18 protein-coding genes and 1 pseudogene are annotated in these 16,166 nt (G+C 65.5%); 13 read left to right on the top strand and 6 right to left on the bottom strand.

The window, feature by feature from the left end:
• Positions 1-29 precede the first annotated feature (29 nt).
• Positions 30-1,198, top strand: a pseudogene (locus AABA86_RS32630) (sensor histidine kinase); the annotation flags it as partial.
• Positions 1,198-1,944, top strand: a complete 747-nt coding sequence (locus AABA86_RS32625; protein ID WP_212253688.1) for a Crp/Fnr family transcriptional regulator — start codon at positions 1,198-1,200, stop codon at positions 1,942-1,944. The pseudogene AABA86_RS32630 and the gene AABA86_RS32625, both read left to right, overlap by 1 nt.
• On the opposite strand, the gene AABA86_RS32620 is transcribed toward AABA86_RS32625, so the two are convergent.
• Both AABA86_RS32620 and AABA86_RS32615 read right to left on the bottom strand, forming a co-directional pair.
• Positions 1,937-2,140: a hypothetical protein gene (locus AABA86_RS32620; RefSeq protein ID WP_212253679.1), complete on the bottom strand. Its 204-nt coding sequence runs from the start codon at positions 2,138-2,140 to the stop codon at positions 1,937-1,939. The genes AABA86_RS32625 and AABA86_RS32620 overlap by 8 nt on opposite strands.
• A 432-nt stretch (positions 2,141-2,572) precedes the next feature.
• Positions 2,573-2,857 carry a hypothetical protein gene (locus AABA86_RS32615; protein ID WP_338309685.1) on the bottom strand — a complete coding sequence of 95 codons (285 nt, stop codon included), beginning with the start codon at positions 2,855-2,857 and terminating at the stop codon, positions 2,573-2,575.
• Between the two features lie 302 nt (positions 2,858-3,159).
• Between AABA86_RS32615 and AABA86_RS32610 the strand changes: the two genes are divergently transcribed.
• From AABA86_RS32610 to AABA86_RS32595, 4 genes are all read left to right on the top strand, one after another.
• Complete coding sequence (locus AABA86_RS32610) at positions 3,160-3,366, top strand: hypothetical protein (protein ID WP_212253675.1); 207 nt, start codon at positions 3,160-3,162, stop codon at positions 3,364-3,366.
• A 2-nt stretch (positions 3,367-3,368) separates the two neighbouring features.
• Positions 3,369-3,569, top strand: a complete 201-nt coding sequence (locus AABA86_RS32605) for a hypothetical protein (protein WP_338309684.1) — start codon at positions 3,369-3,371, stop codon at positions 3,567-3,569.
• 93 nt (positions 3,570-3,662) lie between these two features.
• Positions 3,663-4,448 carry a flavodoxin family protein gene (locus tag AABA86_RS32600; RefSeq protein WP_338309683.1) on the top strand — a complete coding sequence of 262 codons (786 nt, stop codon included), beginning with the start codon at positions 3,663-3,665 and terminating at the stop codon, positions 4,446-4,448.
• Complete coding sequence (locus tag AABA86_RS32595) at positions 4,445-5,344, top strand: NAD(P)/FAD-dependent oxidoreductase (protein WP_338309682.1); 900 nt, start codon at positions 4,445-4,447, stop codon at positions 5,342-5,344. Before AABA86_RS32600 ends, AABA86_RS32595 begins: the two co-directional genes overlap by 4 nt.
• Positions 5,345-5,425: 81 nt before the next feature.
• Here AABA86_RS32595 and AABA86_RS32590 read toward each other — a convergent pair whose 3' ends face one another.
• On the bottom strand, positions 5,426-6,364 hold the full coding sequence (locus tag AABA86_RS32590; protein ID WP_338309681.1) for a GlxA family transcriptional regulator: 939 nt from the start codon (positions 6,362-6,364) through the stop codon (positions 5,426-5,428).
• Positions 6,365-6,455: 91 nt separating this feature from the next.
• On the opposite strand from AABA86_RS32590, the gene AABA86_RS32585 reads away from it, so the two are divergent.
• Together AABA86_RS32585 and AABA86_RS32580 are read left to right on the top strand one after the other, a co-directional pair.
• A complete protein-coding gene (locus tag AABA86_RS32585; RefSeq protein WP_338309680.1) occupies positions 6,456-7,142 on the top strand; it encodes a DJ-1/PfpI family protein in 687 nt (228 codons plus the stop codon).
• A 116-nt stretch (positions 7,143-7,258) separates the two neighbouring features.
• On the top strand, positions 7,259-8,527 hold the full coding sequence (locus tag AABA86_RS32580; RefSeq protein ID WP_338309679.1) for an ABC transporter substrate-binding protein: 1,269 nt from the start codon (positions 7,259-7,261) through the stop codon (positions 8,525-8,527).
• Positions 8,528-8,576: 49 nt separating this feature from the next.
• Here AABA86_RS32580 and AABA86_RS32575 read toward each other — a convergent pair whose 3' ends face one another.
• Positions 8,577-8,834, bottom strand: coding sequence for a hypothetical protein (locus AABA86_RS32575; RefSeq protein WP_063194972.1), 258 nt, complete (start codon positions 8,832-8,834; stop codon positions 8,577-8,579).
• A 274-nt stretch (positions 8,835-9,108) separates the two neighbouring features.
• On the opposite strand from AABA86_RS32575, the gene AABA86_RS32570 reads away from it, so the two are divergent.
• A complete protein-coding gene (locus AABA86_RS32570) occupies positions 9,109-9,483 on the top strand; it encodes a hypothetical protein (RefSeq protein WP_018320591.1) in 375 nt (124 codons plus the stop codon).
• A gap of 3 nt (positions 9,484-9,486) precedes the next feature.
• Here the strand turns inward: AABA86_RS32570 and AABA86_RS32565 are convergent, their stop codons facing one another.
• Entirely contained in the window at positions 9,487-10,764 is a 1,278-nt protein-coding gene (locus AABA86_RS32565; RefSeq protein ID WP_212253661.1) for a polysaccharide deacetylase family protein, read from the bottom strand.
• A 190-nt stretch (positions 10,765-10,954) separates the two neighbouring features.
• Positions 10,955-11,728 carry a polysaccharide deacetylase family protein gene (locus AABA86_RS32560; RefSeq protein ID WP_212253659.1) on the bottom strand — a complete coding sequence of 258 codons (774 nt, stop codon included), beginning with the start codon at positions 11,726-11,728 and terminating at the stop codon, positions 10,955-10,957.
• A gap of 115 nt (positions 11,729-11,843) precedes the next feature.
• Between AABA86_RS32560 and mgtE the strand changes: the two genes are divergently transcribed.
• From mgtE to AABA86_RS32540, 4 genes are all read left to right on the top strand, one after another.
• Complete coding sequence (gene mgtE / locus AABA86_RS32555) at positions 11,844-13,265, top strand: magnesium transporter (protein ID WP_212253657.1); 1,422 nt, start codon at positions 11,844-11,846, stop codon at positions 13,263-13,265.
• A 238-nt stretch (positions 13,266-13,503) separates the two neighbouring features.
• Positions 13,504-13,821 (top strand): helix-turn-helix domain-containing protein, encoded by a 318-nt coding sequence (locus tag AABA86_RS32550; RefSeq protein WP_212253723.1) that lies wholly within the window; start codon positions 13,504-13,506, stop codon positions 13,819-13,821.
• 166 nt (positions 13,822-13,987) lie between these two features.
• Positions 13,988-14,806: an aldo/keto reductase gene (locus AABA86_RS32545; RefSeq protein ID WP_338309678.1), complete on the top strand. Its 819-nt coding sequence runs from the start codon at positions 13,988-13,990 to the stop codon at positions 14,804-14,806.
• A gap of 49 nt (positions 14,807-14,855) precedes the next feature.
• Positions 14,856-15,839, top strand: a complete 984-nt coding sequence (locus AABA86_RS32540; RefSeq protein WP_338309677.1) for a hypothetical protein — start codon at positions 14,856-14,858, stop codon at positions 15,837-15,839.
• Positions 15,840-16,166 lie beyond the last annotated feature (327 nt).

The following is a 16,166-nucleotide window of genomic DNA, read 5'->3' as shown; positions in this document are numbered from 1 at the left end:
GAGCGAACTGCACGCCCCAGACGAACTTCCAGGCTACTTTCGAGGAGTTCGAGAGCAGCCCTGAGCAGCTGAAACCGTCCACGAGGAAGACCAGTCTCTCAACGAGGAGTTACATTTGGCCCACGAGGAGCTCGGAACCTCGCCTGAGGAGTTGCAGTCGGTCAACGAGGAGCTGACCACCGTCAACGGCGAGCTGACGCACCGTGTCGAGGAGTTGACGCGCGCCACCCGCGATCTCAGGAATTTCCTGGAGAGCACGCGCATCGCGACCGTCTTTCTCGACCATGATCTTTGCGTGATGAACTTCACGCCGGCGATTACCCAGGTCCTGCATCTCGTCGAGACCGACACGGGCCGGCCCATCGCTCACATCAAGGCGCGCATCCCGATCGAGGATCTCTACGACGACATCCGCCGCGTGCTGCGTACGCTTGCGAGCGCCGAGCGCGAGCTGAGCGCGTCGGACAGCAGCACGCGCTACATCGTGCGCATCCTGCCTTATCGCAGCATCGACGATGTCATCGCCGGCGTCGTCATCACTTTCATCGACGTTCCGGCGATCACCCGCGCCGAGGAGCGGCAGCGCCTGCTGCTGGCCGAGCTGCAGCACCGAGTCCGTAATACGCTTGGCGTGGTGCGCTCCATCGCCCGCCGTTCGGCCGAATCCGCCACCACTGTCGAGGAATATGCTTCCCATCTCGACGGACGGCTCAACGCATTTGCCCGCACCCAGGCGCTGGTGACACGCGATCCGGAGGGCGGTGTCGACCTGGAATATCTCGTGGTCGAGGAGCTTCTCGCCTATAATGCCCGCGAGGGCGAGCAGATGCGGGTCTCAGGTCCCAAGGTGCGCTTCCAGCCCAAGGTCGCCGAAACGTTCGCGCTCGCGATCCACGAGCTAGCGACGAACGCGCTGAAATATGGCGCCTTGAGCCAGCCGAGCGGACATGTTGAAATCTCCTGGCGCCTCGATGAAGGCGCCCAGCCCGCGGAGCTGGTGTTCAAATGGCGGGAGTGCGGAGGGCCTCAGGTCAAGCCGCCGCTTCGAAAGGGTTTTGGCACGGAGCTTCTGGAGCGCACGCTCGCGTTCGAGTTCAAGGGGCAGACCACCCTGGCATTCGACCCCGCGGGGCTGCAATGCACGATCGCCATTCCGCGGAGCAAGCGCACGTTCCACACACCGGCGGTGGCTGATTGATGCCCTTGTCGACCTCCGATCGCAGCCTTGTGGAGCTGGTCATTCGCCGGCTGAACGTGCTGCGGCCGTTGTCGACGGAGGCCCGTGCGTCGCTCGAATATGCGTTGCTCGAAGGTCTCGAGCGCGCCGGGGCGAGTGAAGACCTGATTTCGGAGGGCGATCCCGTCGATAGCGTCCGGGTGGTGCTATCGGGCTGGCTCTGCCGCTACAAGACGCTCGAGGACGGCCGGCGCCAGATCGTCAATTTCATCTTTCCGGGCGAGAGCTGCGACGCGCACGCGTTCTTGCTCCCCGCGATGGACCATTCCATCGCGACAATGACGCCAGTGGTCTACGCCGAGATCAAGCGCGCGCGTTTCGAGAGTCTGACGATGGGCGATCGCTCGCTCGCCGAAGCGTTCTGGAGCGAGACCCTCGTCAACAACGCCATCCAGCGCGAATGGGCCATCAACCTTGGTCGCCGCACGGCCCTGGAGCGGGTGGCGCATCTGTTTTGCGAGATATTCGAGCGGCTTCGTCCCGTCGGGATGGTCGACGGCAATTCCTGCGTCATGCCGGTCACGCAGATGGACCTTGCCGACGCTACCGGGCTGTCGGTGGTGCACCTTAACCGGACCGTGCAGGAGCTGCGTGCGTCGGGCTTGATCGTGCTGCGCGATCGGACTCTGACCGTCAACGATCTCGACGCGCTCAAGGCAGCGGCGTTGTTCGCGCCGAACTATCTGCAACTCTATCGACTCACTTGATCAGAGTGGGACGGCTGGTTTGGCCGAGGCTTTCGGTGCGCCCGGGATTGGCTGGCTCGGGCCCCTGAGCCGTGTTGGATTCGGCGCGCTTGCGATACTCCTCCGCCATTTCCAGCAGCGCAGTTCGCGTTGCGGGTGAGGAGCTGAGAGCGGCCTGGCTCTCGCAGGTTTTCTGCAGCCGGCGATAGTTGTCCATTTGCACCAATCCCAGGCGGTCCTACCACGTTCCTAAATTAGCAGATTTGGCCACCGACTAATTTAACCCATGTTACGCAAGCGGGCTTGTCTTGCAGATCCCCTTCCTGCTTCTGGCCCCGGCACGCAGCCGTTCCGCTTCTGGAACGTTGTGGGAGCCTCGCCTACGCGCGATGACCTCAATCGGTGAGCACGCAACGGAGCGCTCCGACCCAGTGATCAGGGAGAACGCCCGTTGACGCGGCGTCGAGTGAAGCAAACGGATCCGCTGGTGATACGTCTGACCGCCGAAGCGGAGCGGCTGCTGCACCGCCGGGAACGGGTTAGATGTCGGCGCGTACCGATGCGCTGGTGTCGTGGGCAGAAACCGGAAAAATGAGCGCCACGTCCATCGTCCCCGTTGTGTCCGGTTGTCACCCGGCGGTGCCTTCCTTCAACGACGTTTCGCGGCTTTGGTTCGCCGGTTGTAGGGCGAGCGGTTGACCGGCCTCAGCGAAATCCCTTCACGATGGGCCTTGCTGCGAATGGCCGCGACCGGCCGCTGAAGCTTGAGGCTCATCACGCCGGTCGGCGTGTTTCCCTTCGCGAGCTGCTTCAGCTTGCTCACATCCGAGGGCGTCCAGGGCTGGCGCGCGCGGCGCTTATACGCGGGATTTGCCTTGCGCGGTCCCTTGCGGCCGATCGGTGAGCCCGGCCGCTTCCGTGTTGCTTTTGCCATGATGATCCTCCTTCAAGTCCTTCATGAACAGGCGAATCCGCAATTCGGTTCCGGCGCAGTCGATTGTCGTGACGAACGGCACGCGAGAACGAGTGACGATGCCGTGCGGCCGTCCTCGCGCAAAATCGCGCAGCGTTAACTTTTTGAAATGCCGGAACCCGCCGTCGCGGCCGAAGCTAAGAACATTGCCCGGCCGGGCCGCCCCCAACCGGCAAGCCACTCGAGCGACAAGAGAACCTGGGCCCCGGCGCCCGATCCCGGCCGGGGCCGATTTCCGTCCAACCGAATAGCCGTGAAGTCCAATGACCGCCAAACGCAACCGCAACAAACAGACGCGATCGCTCCAGGAGCGATTGGCCGCATTTGCCGAAAACGCCCGCGAGCGCGCGCGCAGCCTGCCGCCTGGCAGTGAGCGCGAGATGCTGCTGCAGCGCGCCGAGCAAAACGAAGTGACCGCGAACCTGACGGACTGGTTGAGTGCGCCGGTCTACCCAAGGCGCGGAGGATGATCATGCCGAGCATCAAGCACTATCGCGCGTTCCAGATCGATCCGGACGGGCATGTGTTCGGATGCATCAATCTCGTCTGCGACAATGACGAGGAGGCCAAGAGCGAGGCCGCTTCGCTCGTGCTGGTCCACCGCATCGAGCTGTGGCGGCTGGACCAGCGGATCGCGCAATTCGAGTCGCCGGCCAGGGTCGTGCGCCAGTAGGGCCGTCGGAACAGAGCCGTCGCGACGGAGCAATGGGAACCGCACGCTGTGCCCCGGGTTGGTCGGGCGATACCGACTTCATCGGGAGCCAGCATGACGGAAGCCGACGTTCGCAAAGGAATGCCGTCCGTCAAGCTGTCGCGCGAGGAGTTCGAGCGCCGCTACAAGCGTCAGTTCATCGATCCCGCCTTTGCCCCGCTGCAGCGCGAGCTCGATGCCGTCGTCGGCGCAGGTTTCTCCGATCCCGACTACGACATTGCCGTCGACTGGCTCGATGCGCGCGCGAAAATCCTGGCAGCGCAGCGTCGGCATGACGACGCGCAGGAGACGCCGCGCATTCTCGTCATCAACGGCTCGGCCCGCAGCGAGCACACCTGTCCCGGCGAGATGTCCAAGACCTGGCGTCTGGTCGAGCTGGCTGAACCGGTCTTCGTCGAGATGGGATTTGCCGTGGACATCCTCGATCTCTCTCGCCTGGCTTCGGAATTCGGCAAGACCATTCATCCCTGCAAATCCTGCGTCTCGACCGCGATGCCGCTCTGCCACTGGCCGTGCAGCTGCTATCCGAACTATTCGCTGGGGCAGACCGGCGACTGGATGAACGAGATCTATCCGATGTGGGTCGCGGCCCACGGCATCCTGATCGTGACCCCGGTGAATTGGTACCACGTGCCTTCCGGGCTCAAGGCGATGATGGACCGCATGGTCTGCGCCGACGGCGGCAATCCCGATCCGACCTCGACGCAGGGCAAGAAGGCCGACGCGGCCAAGGCGATGGAGCTGAACGCGGCGCGCGCGCTCGGCAACGCAGTCCGGCTGGCTAGGAGCGGGTGCCTTCAGGAGCCCGGTACCGGGTTGCAGGACCCGAATCCCAAATGACCGGCGCGCGGTTTGATTGCCTGGTCGTCGGCGGCGGCCCCGCCGGGCTGATGGCCGCGATCTATCTGGCACGCTTCCGCCGCAGCGTCTGCGTCGTGGACACTGGCGCCAGCCGTGCCGCGCTGATCCCCCGCAGCCACAATGTTCCCGGCTTCGTCCACGGGCTATCAGGTTCTGACTTGATCGCGCGCATGTCGGCGCAGTTGGGCGAGCTCGCCGTCGCGCGCGTGGAGGCCGAGGTCACCGCCTTGCAGCGGCGCGGCAACGGCTTTCAGGCGATCTGGAACGGCGGCGCGCTTGAGGCCACCACCGTCATCCTCGCCAGCGGCATCGTCGACAGCCATCCGCCGTTCGAGCAATGGCGCACCGCGGTCGCGGACGGACTGTTGCGCTATTGTCCCGTCTGCGACGCCTTCGAGGCGATCGGCCGCCGCATCGGTGTCGTCGGCCCGCTTGGCCGGGCCGCCGGCAAGGCGCTGTTCCTGCGCGGCTACTCGCGCGAGGTGACGCTGCTCGCAACCGGACAGGATGACGAGGAGAGCGCGACAGCGGAGCTGGAAGAGGCCGGCGTCGACATCGTGTTCGCGCCCGACCTGCGCTTGCGGCGGAGGGTGGGGGGCCTCGAGGCCGTCTTGGCCGATGGCCGCACGATGCAGTTCGACACGGTCTATCCGGCGATGGGTGCCGAGGTGCGTTCGCAGCTCGCGGTCTCGCTGGGCGCCGAGCATAATGGGGAGGGCTATCTGAAGGTCGACGACCATCAGCGCACCTCGGTTGACGGCCTTTACGGCATCGGCGACGTCGTCACCGACCTGCATCAGATCTCGGTCGCATTCGGCCACGCCGCGCTTGCCGCCTGCACGATCCACCACAGCCTCCCGCGGCGCCTGGCGTGACCGGGAACGAAGGGCGCGGCTTCGCCTTGGTCGAGCGGGACGCGCGACATCGACGCGCGATGCCGGCCTGAAGGCCGCTTCTCACGCGCTTCGCGCCGCGCGTCGCAGCGACTGCGGCGGCTGACCGAATGCGCGGATGAAGGCCCTGCGCATCCGCTCGGGGTCGCGAAAGCCGGTGGATTGAGCGACGCGCTCGATGGCCTCTCCGGAGGACTGCACCCGCTCGCGCGCCACCTCGACCCGCAAGCGCTCGACCGCCTTGGTCGGCGTGGATCCGGTCTCGGCGGTGAAGGAGCGGACGAAATGCCGTGCGCTCAATCCGGCGCGTTCGGCCAGCGCCTCGACCGTGAGATGCGCATCCAGATTCTCGCGCACCCATGAAAGAAGGCTGCCGAAGCGGCCGTTCGGCGTCTTGAGCTCGAGCAAGCTCGAGAACTGCGATTGTCCGCCGCTGCGGCGATGATAGAGCACCAGCTGCCGCGCCGTCGCTTGCGAGACCTCCTCGCCATGGTCCTGCGCGATCATGGCGAGCGCGAGATCAATCCCGGCCGTGATGCCGGCCGACGTCCACACCCGATCGTCGCGGATGAAGATCTGGTCCGGTTCGAGCCTCACCTTCGGATAGCGTCCGATGAAATCGCGGGTGCAGGACCAGTGCGTGGTCGCGCAGCGGCCGTCCAGCAGTCCTGCCTGTGCGAGAAGATAGGCGCCGTTGCAAACGCTGGCGATGCGCACGCCGCGGCTCGCCAGTCGCTGAATGAACGCGATCGTCGTCTTGCAGCGCGCGGCGGCTTCCACGCCCTCGCCACCGGCCACGAACAGCGTCGTGACCGAGCTTGCCGATCGCAGATGGCGCGCCAGCATCTCGATGCCCGACGAGCTGCGCACGGCACCCGCCTTCGTTGCGACCGTGATCACGCGCGGCGCATCCGGCGTGTGACGCCTGGCAATCTCGAACACCGAGATCGGACCGGCCGCGTCCAGCAACTGGAATTCGGGAAAGATCAGGAAGCCGATCATGGGCGTGTCCAGAATTGAGGGAATTAAGCCATTTCGACCGGAAGGCCAACATGGCAGGCTGCAACCGTCAAGCGCGTTGTCGAGGTTGGACATGTCGGGCCCGTTGCAGATCGGTCTTCTGGTTTTTCCGCGCGTCACCCAGCTCGATCTCACCGGTCCCGCCCAGGTCTTCTCCAGCCTGCCCGACGTGACGGTGCATCTGGTCTGGAAACGCATCGAGCCGGTGCCGAGCGATTCCGTGATCGCGCTGACGCCGACCGTCACCTTCGCCGATTGCCCGCAGCTCGACGTGATCTGCGTTCCCGGCGGCTACGGCACCGACGAGCTGATGCTGGACGAGGACGTTCTCGCCTTTCTGCGAAAGCAGGAGAGCGGCGCGACATACGTGACCTCGGTCTGCACCGGCTCGCTCGTGCTCGGCGCCGCGGGTCTGTTGAAGGGATATCGCGCGGCCACGCATTGGACCGCGAGGGATGCATTGCCGTACTTCGGAGCCGAGCTGTCGCTGGAGAGGGTCTGCATCGACCGCAATCGCATGACGGGCGGCGGCATCACCGCCGGCATCGACTTCGCGCTCACCCTGGTGTCGATGTTGCGAGGCCGTGCCGCGGCCGAGATGATCCAGCTGCGCATGGAGTACAATCCCGCACCGCCCTTTGCAGCCGGCTCGCCGGACACGGCGCCGGCGGCGATCGTCGCTGCCATGAAGGAACGGGTTGCACCGGCACAGGCGCGGCGGCTGGAGTTCGTCAGGAAGGCCGTCGAGCGGCAGGGATAGCGCGGCAGCTTCGACCGGCCGTGTGCCGCGTGGATCGGCGCTCGGTGCGCGGTCGGCGAGGGAACATCGATCGATCATCGCCGACATGCCGTCGGGATGCTGAAGCGGAGGGGGCAATGGCGCCTTGTCGTGTTGGAGAATTGCTATCGTCGCGCAGCCGGCTTTGCCGCTTGAGCTTCGGCCTCATCCTGGCGTTGGGTCCGGCAGTGCTCGCCGAACGGAGCGCGGCTGCCGATTTCTCCGGTGGCGTGGTCAGGATCGGCATCATCAATGACCAGGCCGGACCGTTGTCGGACCTGGCCGGGCCCGGCTCCGTCGTCGCCGCGCGGATGGCCGTGGACGATTTTCAACGTGCAACGCCGGGGCTGAAGGCCGAGATCGTCGTCGCCGACCATCAGAACAAGCCGGATATCGGCGCCCAGATCGTCCGCAAATGGTTCGACGTGGATGGCGTGGACATGGTGGCCGACGTCGGAAACTCCGCGGTCGCGCTTGCCATCCAGTCGATCGCGCGCGACAAGAACAGGATCGTGATCTATTCGGCGGTCGGCACCACCGAGATCGGCGGCAAGCAATGTTCGCGCACCGGCCTGATGTGGCTGCACGACAATTACAATCTGGTCGCCGGATCGGTCCGAAGGCTGGTGTCGCAAGGCTATGACAGCTGGTTCTTCATCGCGTCGGACTACGCGTTCGGACGCAATATGGTCGAGGTGTCCCAGCGCGTGCTGGCGGCTGCGGGCGCCAAGTCGCTCGGCGCGGTGTTTCATCCGCTGGGAAATGCCGATTACGGCTCCTTCCTGCTGCAGGCCCAGGCTTCCAAAGCCAAGGTGGTTGCGTTCGCCAATGCCGGCGAGCAGCTCGTGACCTCGATGAAGCAATGGAACGAGTTCGGAATGAATGCGGGGCCGCAGAAGGCCGTCGCCGAGCTGATGTTCCTGACCGATGTGCACGCCATGGGGGCCGAAACGGCCAAGGGGCTGACGACCGTCACCGCCTGGTATTGGGCGCTCAACGAAGAAACGCGCGCGTTCGCCCAGAGGTTCTACAAGCTTCACAACGCCATGCCGACCGCGCCGCAGGCCGCCGTCTACTCCGCCGTGTCGCAATATTTGAAGGCCGCTTCTGCGGCGGGAACGGACGAGACCAACGCCGTGCTGGAGCAGATGCGTGCGATGCCGGTCGACGATTTCTATGCGCGCGGCGCGCGGCTGCGCGCCGACAACAAGCTGGTGCACGATTTCTATCTCGTCGAGGTCAAGAAGCCCTCGGACGTGAAGACGCCGTGGGACTATTACAACGTCGTCGAGAAGATTCCTGCCGAGGACGCCTTTCTGCCGCTGAGCGACAGCGAATGCCCGTTGCTCAAGACGTCACGAAACTAGCGTTTCACGTCAAGACTTCGCGCAAAAGAGGGGCGGGCGGCCGGCCGCTTCAGCCATATTCCTCGCCGATGCCGTATTCCCGGTAGATCTCCAGCGGGTCGAGGTCGGGAAACAGGCGGCACTTGGCCTGGGCGAGGTGCAGGCTCACCGCCGCCGGCTCCTTGCCGTTCGCCAGCATCTTGCGGATGTCGTCCATATGCGCGTTCGGCTGGTGCTTCGGTTCGAGCTGCTCCAGCGCGACCAGGGCGGTCGCGAGGGCCTCGGTCAGAACCCAGTCGTCGTGGCCGGTGATTCCCTTCTTCGGCATCGGCAGACCCCAGATGTGGCGGCAGCGCATAGTCTAACGCGACTTCCGCCAAACCGCCATTGAGCCGTAGCTGGCGCGCTGCGTCAGGGCAGGGCCGACGACCACCGTGCGGCTTGCATTATGGCGGCGTGTGGCTAAAAGGCGGCGACTTGCAGTATCTTTGTTGAAACAAAGTTGGCGTAGACGGGCCGTCACAACCCAGCTCCCGGTCTGGGTCCCGATCCCGAATTTCGCAGCACGATCCGGCTGCGCACCCCTCAAGGCTCGAGCCAGCATGGTTTTTCTCAGCTTCGTCTACCGCTTCATCACCAACTTCGCGTTCATGGCGGTGGTCTATTTCAGCCTGAATTTCATGGAGAAGTATCCGAACCGGGCGATCCTGGCGATCCTGGTGCTGATCTATGCCGCGATGCGTGCGGTCTCGACGCTGCGCGCGTTCTACTTCTTCCAGAAGATCGAGAAGCTGGAAGCCGAGACGAGGCGCCTTCAGGGCCCGATCAACGACGGCTCCGGGGGAACGAATGCGCGCAAGCAGGTGGTCGCCGACGTGGCCCGGCTGCGCCGCGACGGCGAGCTCAAGTCCTATATGGACCTGTTCTTCCTCGCGCTGATCGTGCTGCTCTGCGTCGCCGCCATCATGCGGCAATAAAGGCTAAGCGCGCTTCTTCAGGCTGGCGATGCGGGTCGAGCGGGGCGTCGCGCTTTTGGCCTGCGCGGCAGGCTTCGGTGCGGCCGGTGCCGCATGCGCGGTGTGCCGAGCCTGGGACTTGGCCGTCTTGCCCTTTGCGGCCTTGCCTTTGGCCGCATGCGGCGTCTCGGCCGCCATGGCCAGCCGCGTCGCGGCGCGCCGCGACAACGTCGTCGACAGCAGCACCTCGACCGAACCTTCAGGGATCGCAAACAGGGCGCGGCTGGGCACGGGCAGGGCGGATGCGACGTCCATCTGACCCTTGGTCCGGCGCGGTAGCAGCGGCTGATGCTCGCTCTGCGCATTGAGGTCGGCGAGCGAGGGCGCCGGAAGCGTCCTGGTCTGCGTGAACACGAAGCGCGGAACGGAAGGCCAGCGCGCGATCGGCACGGTCTCGGTCGGCGGATGCAGCAGCCATTCCACCGGCGTGGTCGGCGTCGCCGGCCGCTCGGCGGTCGCCGGCACCACGTGCACGATGCGATAGCCGCGCGCCTTGAGGTCGCGGATGATTTTTGGCAGCGCCGCGACCGTCCGCGCCTGGATGTCGTGCAGCAGCAAAATGCCCTTGCCCTTGGCCTCGAGCCGCTGGATCGCGAGCTGATAGACGCGGTCGGAGGACACATGGCGCCAGTCGTCGGCCGGGAAGTCGGCGCTCCAGACCTGGATGCCGCGCGAGATCAGATGATGCTCGACGCCTTCGGCGCGCATCAGGCCGGGAATACGGAAGAACGGCGCCAGCTTGGACGGATCGGTCATCGCGGCCGAGGTCCACTCGATGCCGCCGTTGATCTCGGCCTCGGCCTTCTCGATCGGCATCCGGTCGAAGGTCAGCGGATGGTTCATGCTGTGGGTGCCGACGGTGTGGCCCGCCGCCACCAGCTTGCGCACGCCTTCCGGGTTGGCCTTGGCCTGGCTGCCGATGATGAAGAAGGTCGCCTTGATGCACTCGTCGTCGAGCATCTTGAGGACCTGGTTGGAATATTTCGGCAGCGGACCGTCGTCGAAGGTCAGGACGACCTCATGATCCCTCAGCGGCAGCGTCTCGCGGTACTGCATGGTGCCGATCAGCGGATGCTCGTGCGGATCGACCACGAGGGTGCGGGACGTCCCGAGCGCGTCCGGATGGCCCGGACAGTCGGCCGCAAGCGCCGCCGGCGATCCGATGGTCGAACATCCAAGGAATCCGCCGAGGCACAGGACGATCCACGATCGCGTCCGCAAGACAACGCTACTTCCGATCATGAACCCGGTCTGCCCTCATGTGCGATTGCCGCCATAGTAGGTCGGAGACATCAGGAAACGGTTCAGGGGCTAAGAGGCCTTCAAGAGCCTGTCCCGTCACAAAGTCCTCATCCATTTGCATGGGGTAGCATGAACAGAGTGTTAATAGGGCTCAAATCACCCCATTTTGCGCCGGCGTGACATTCCGGCATCAGCGCGCATCGGCATTCTTCTGCGGCGCGCCAGCCGGCACGACGTGGACCACCCGATAGCCGTTCTCCCTCAGATACCGCAGGAAGGCCGGCATGATCGCGGCGGTGCGCGCCTTGGGGTCGTGGAAGAGGATGATGCCCTTGCCGCTGGCTGCGAGCCGCTCCGTGACCAGCTTCAGTTCCTGCTCCGGCGTCATCTCGTTCCAGTCGCTCGCCCACAGATCGGCCCCGAACACGACGATGCCGCGCGATTGCAGCAAATCGAGCTCGGCTTGCGTGGCCTCGAAGTAGGGGAAACGGAAGAACGGCGTCGAGGGGGTCGTCGTCGAGGTGCCGTGCAGTGCCATCTCGTCGGCGGCGATGCCGCGGTCGATCTCGCCCTTGGCCTTGTCGAACGGGATCCGCGCCATGAACGGGTGCGAAAAGGTGTGGTGGCCGATGGTGTGGCCCTCGCGGGCGATGCGCTTGACCACGTCGGGATGCTGGCTGGCGTGCAGGCCGATCAGGAAGAAGGTCGCGCGCACGCATTCCTGCGCCAGCGCCGCCAGCACCTTCGACGTCGTCGGCGGGTTCGGCCCGTCGTCGAAGGTCAGCACGACCTCGTGATCGGCGAGCGGCAGCGTCTGCGGAAAGCTCTTCAAGCCGACGCGCGGCGTGGTCTTCGCGTCGACGCTCAGAACCCGCGAGGTGCCGAGCGCGTCCTTGCGCGGACACTCGGCGGCCACGGCCGAAGCGATGCCGATCAAGGCCGCGAGGGCCGTGCCTGATGACATCGAGGTCCACCTCAGTCGAAGCATCTTTGTCATTGCGCTCGGAGTTGCCTTGTGGGTATTGCCTGACCGTCAGCCCAGACCATTCGTTCCAACCTGTCAAACGGCGAGGCGCGCCATGGATGAACATATGGACGTTGCCCGATCCGCCGCGGATTCGGTACTCGACCACGTGCCGATGCGCAATGAAGACGGCGATATCAGGCACGAATTCGTCGAGGAGATCGCTCATGCGATCGAGGCCGGCGACAGCGCCTCGCTGCGCGCCTGCGTCGCCGAGCTGCACGAGGCCGATCTCGGTGATCTCATCGGCGCTCTGGAGCCCGACGACCGCGTCCGTCTGGTCGAGCTGACCGGGCGCGACTTCGACTTCTCCGCGCTGAACGAGGTCGACGAGGCCGTCCGCGAGGAGATTCTCGACGAGCTGCCGCCGGAGACGGTCGCCGAGGGCGTCCGCGAGCTCGAATCCGACGACGCGGTCGAGCTGCTGGAAGCCCTCGACCAGGCCGAGCAGGAGGAAATCCTCGAAAAGCTGCCGCTCAAGGAGCGTGTCGCGCTCGAACGCAGCCTGCTGTATCCCGAGAATTCCGCTGGCCGCCGGATGCAGACCGAGTTCATCGCGGTGCCCCAGGATTTCACCGTGGGTCAGGCGATCGACTACATGCGCGAGACGCCGGATCTGCCCGACCGCTTCTACGAGATCTACGTCGTCGACAAGGACCAGCACTGGCAGGGCGCGGTGCCGCTCGACGTGCTGCTGCGCGCGCGCCGGCCGGTGCCGCTCGCCGAGCTCACCGACGAGGACCGCCGCCGCGTCTCCGTCCTGGAGGACCAGGAGGAAGTCGCGCGCATGTTCGGCAAGTACAATCTCGTCGCAGCTCCCGTGCTCGACACCCAGGACCGCCTCGTCGGCGTCATCACCGTAGACGACGTCGTCGACGTCATCGAGGAGGAGGCGGAGGAGGACCTCAAGGCGCTCGGCGGCGTCACCAGCGACGAAGAATTGTCCGACACTGTGTTCACCATTGCGCGCGCGCGGTTCAACTGGCTGCTGGTCAATCTCGCGACCGCTTTCCTGGCGTCCTCCGTGCTCGGCCTGTTCGAGGGGCAGCTGGAGAAGATGGTCGCGCTCGCCGTGCTGGCGCCGATCGTGGCGAGCCAGGGCGGCAATGCCGCGACCCAGACCATGACGGTCGCGGTGCGCGCGCTGGCGACGCGCGAGCTCGGCTCTTCCAACGCCTGGCGCGTGGTGATGCGCGAAGGCATGGTCGGCCTCGTCAACGGGCTCGCCTTTGCCGTGATCACGGGGATTGCGGCGGTGGCCTGGTTCAAGATCCCGGGCCTCGGCATCGTCATCGGGCTTGCGATGATCTGCAACCTCATCGCCGGTGCGCTCGGCGGCATCCTGATCCCGATGGCGCTCGAACGCGTCAGGGCCGACCCGGCGGTGGCGTCGGGCACGTTCGTCACCACCGTGACGGATGTGGTCGGGTTCTTCTCCTTCCTCGGGATTGCGACGCTCTGGTTCGGGTTGCGGTAGGGGCGGTTTCTCCTCGTCATTGCGAGGAGCTCTTGCCCTCACTCTGTGTCCCGGGCGCGCTGCAACGCCCTTCGCGTTGCTGCGCAGAACCGGGACCCAGAAGGTGGCATTCTCCGCGGCGAGATGGGCCCCGGCTCAGCAGCGCATCACTTCGTGCTGCGCAGCGTCCGGGGCACGAGACCGTCATCTTTAATCCGAACTTAAGCGACCTGCCGCATCATCGTCCGCGCTTGGGGGACTGGACATGCGGTTGCGGCTGAAGGCGGACGGACGGGTCGTTGAGTTGCGGGACGGACAGGAATTTCCGGTCCAGCCGTCTCCGGTCGAGCCCACGACCACCGCCGCGCCGGCCGACGCCAACCCGCTCGCGGTGCGCGATTTGCGCCGCCGCGCCTGCCTGACCCAGATGGAGTTCGCCGCCAAGCTCGGCGTTCCCGTCGAGACCATCCGCAACTGGGAGCAGGGCAAGCGTGCTCCGCGCGGACCGGCCCGTGCGCTGCTCGCGGTGATCGCGCACGCCCCGGATACGGTGTTCCAGGCGCTCGCCAAAGCCTGACCAAGGCCTGACGTCGAGGGCTGCCGGGCCCTGACGCGAACCTCCTGTTAGCATTGCGCCAAATATCCCGCTGGACTGCCGCCGCCTTCCGTTGGCAGCGTCATGGGCCGGGTCCATAATGACACCTGATGACGTCAGGGGCTGCCGCAACGGAAGAGGAGTCCTCATGCTGTTCGTCGAGGCCAATGGCGCACGGATCCCGGCGATCGGGCTCGGGACCTGGGAGCTGAGCGGAAGACCTGCCGCGCGCGTGGTCGAGCAGGCGCTGCGGTTCGGCTATCGCCACATCGACACCGCGCAGGTCTACGACAATGAACGCGAGGTCGGCGACGGCTTGCGCGCCTCGGGCGTGCGCCGGGACGACATCTTCCTCACCACCAAGGTCTGGACCAACCATTTCGCGCCCCACGATCTCGAGCGCTCGGTCAAGGAGAGCCTGGCCCGGTTGCGGCTTCCTAGCGTCGATCTGTTGCTGCTGCACTGGCCCAATTCGCACGTGCCGCTGGCGGAAACGCTGGGCGCGCTGTCGCATGCGAAGACGATGGGCCTGACCCGCCACATCGGCGTCTCCAATTTCACGGTGGCGCTGATCGAGCAGGCGGTCGCACTCTCGCCGGAGCCGCTGGTCTGCAACCAGGTCGAATACCACCCTTATCTCGACCAGGCGAAGGTGAGGGCGGCCTGCGACCAGCATGGCCTTGCGCTCGTCGCCTACAGCCCGATCGCCAAGGGACGCATCAAGTCCGACCAGACGCTGGCCGAGATTGGACGCGCCCACCGCAAGTCGCCGGCGCAGGTCTGCCTGCGCTGGCTGGTGCAACAGAATGTCGCTGCGATCCCGCGCACCTCGCGCATCGAACGCCTGTCCGAGAACATCGAGATCTTCGATTTCGAGCTGTCGGAGGACGAGATGAGCCGGATCGCCGCACTCGCCAGTCCGAAGGGGCGCCTGACCGACTTCGGCTTCGCGCCGAAATGGGATTGAGAGGGGGCTGGGGTATGCTAGGACCGCGACGGCAACCCAAGATCGGTCGATGGAACTGCGGAAGATCATACGGACGGACATTGCGGCGTCAGCAATCGCGCATCTGACGCTGGTGGCGCTGATCATCGTGATCAGCGAGGTCCATCCATTCCACGCTACGCCGCCCGAGACCGTGACCGTCGACATCGTCACGCCGGAGCAGGTGAAGGAGGAGATCAGGGAGCAGGAGACCAAGGAGGCGGCCAAGGAGAAGCCGCCGGAGCCGACGCCCGATCTGAAACTGCCGAAGCTCGATTTCACCGACAAATCCGAAGCGGCGGGCAAGCCCGCGGCCAAGCAGCAGGCCGCAGCACCGTCGCCGCAGCCGACGCCATCTGAACCGCAGCAGAAGCAGCCGCAACCCTCGCCGGCGCCGAAGCAGCGTGAGGCCAACGTGCAGCCGCAGCCCCAACAACCGCAGCCTCAACAGCCACAGCCGTCGCAACAGCCGCCGCTGCAACCACAGCAACAACCGCCGCCCCAGGCGATGCCCCAGCCATCGATGCAGCCGCCGCCGCAAGCGATGCAGCAACCGGAGGCCGCGCCGCCGCCGGCCTATCAAGCCGCGCAGCCTGATGTCACCGTCAAATACGGCGTCATGCTGGGCCTGCCGCCGGAATTGCCGCCGGAACTGCCGAAAGATGCCCCCAAGGACGATGGCGGCGATGCCAAGGATTCAATCGCAGCCAAGCTGCCGCAGGAAGTCATCGCCGCGCTTCGCCGCCATTTGCGCAGCTGTGCGAAATTGCCGGCCGGACTGAGCCCCACCGACGCCGTTCACATCAAGCTGCGCACGGTGTTCGCGACCGACGGCACGCTGGCGCGCGAGCCGATCCTGATCGAGGCTCCGCCGTCCGCGAAAGGCGTGGCGCTCGTGAAGTCCGCAATGAGCGCGCTCCAGAACTGTCAACCTTACAAGATGCTGCCGGCAAACCTGTACGGGGAATGGAAGATCATGGACCTGCCGTTCAGCCCGCGGGATTTCGGGGGCTAGCGCTCCATCCGGGCTACGGGACCGTGCCTGTGTCGCCCTCTGTCAATCCATGCGCACAAAAATATTCCGCTTTACCGAAATTCGGTTTCGGCGTATGTATCGCTCATCCCGGCTTGACCTTGAGGGGCGATCGCGCGTCGTCACGTTTCGCGAGCCGGGCTTGCGGTGGACGCGGCAGCGTCGTGTGCGAGATGGTAGCGGGCAGGGCGGGTAGTCCCTGTGAGCCCGAAACCGCGTGCGGACGAGCGACGCTGAACGCGTACGGCAAAACCGTGTGGTCCTGGCCGTCGTTGCTACGGTCAAGTCTTGCGAAGGTGCGAGCGAGCC

The organism is Bradyrhizobium sp. TM233 (genome assembly GCF_036247965.1).
GTDB classification, from domain to species: Bacteria; Pseudomonadota; Alphaproteobacteria; order Rhizobiales; family Xanthobacteraceae; genus Bradyrhizobium; species Bradyrhizobium ottawaense.
Note: the sequence above shows the minus strand (reverse complement) of the source record. Positions and strands in the feature narration are given on the sequence as shown.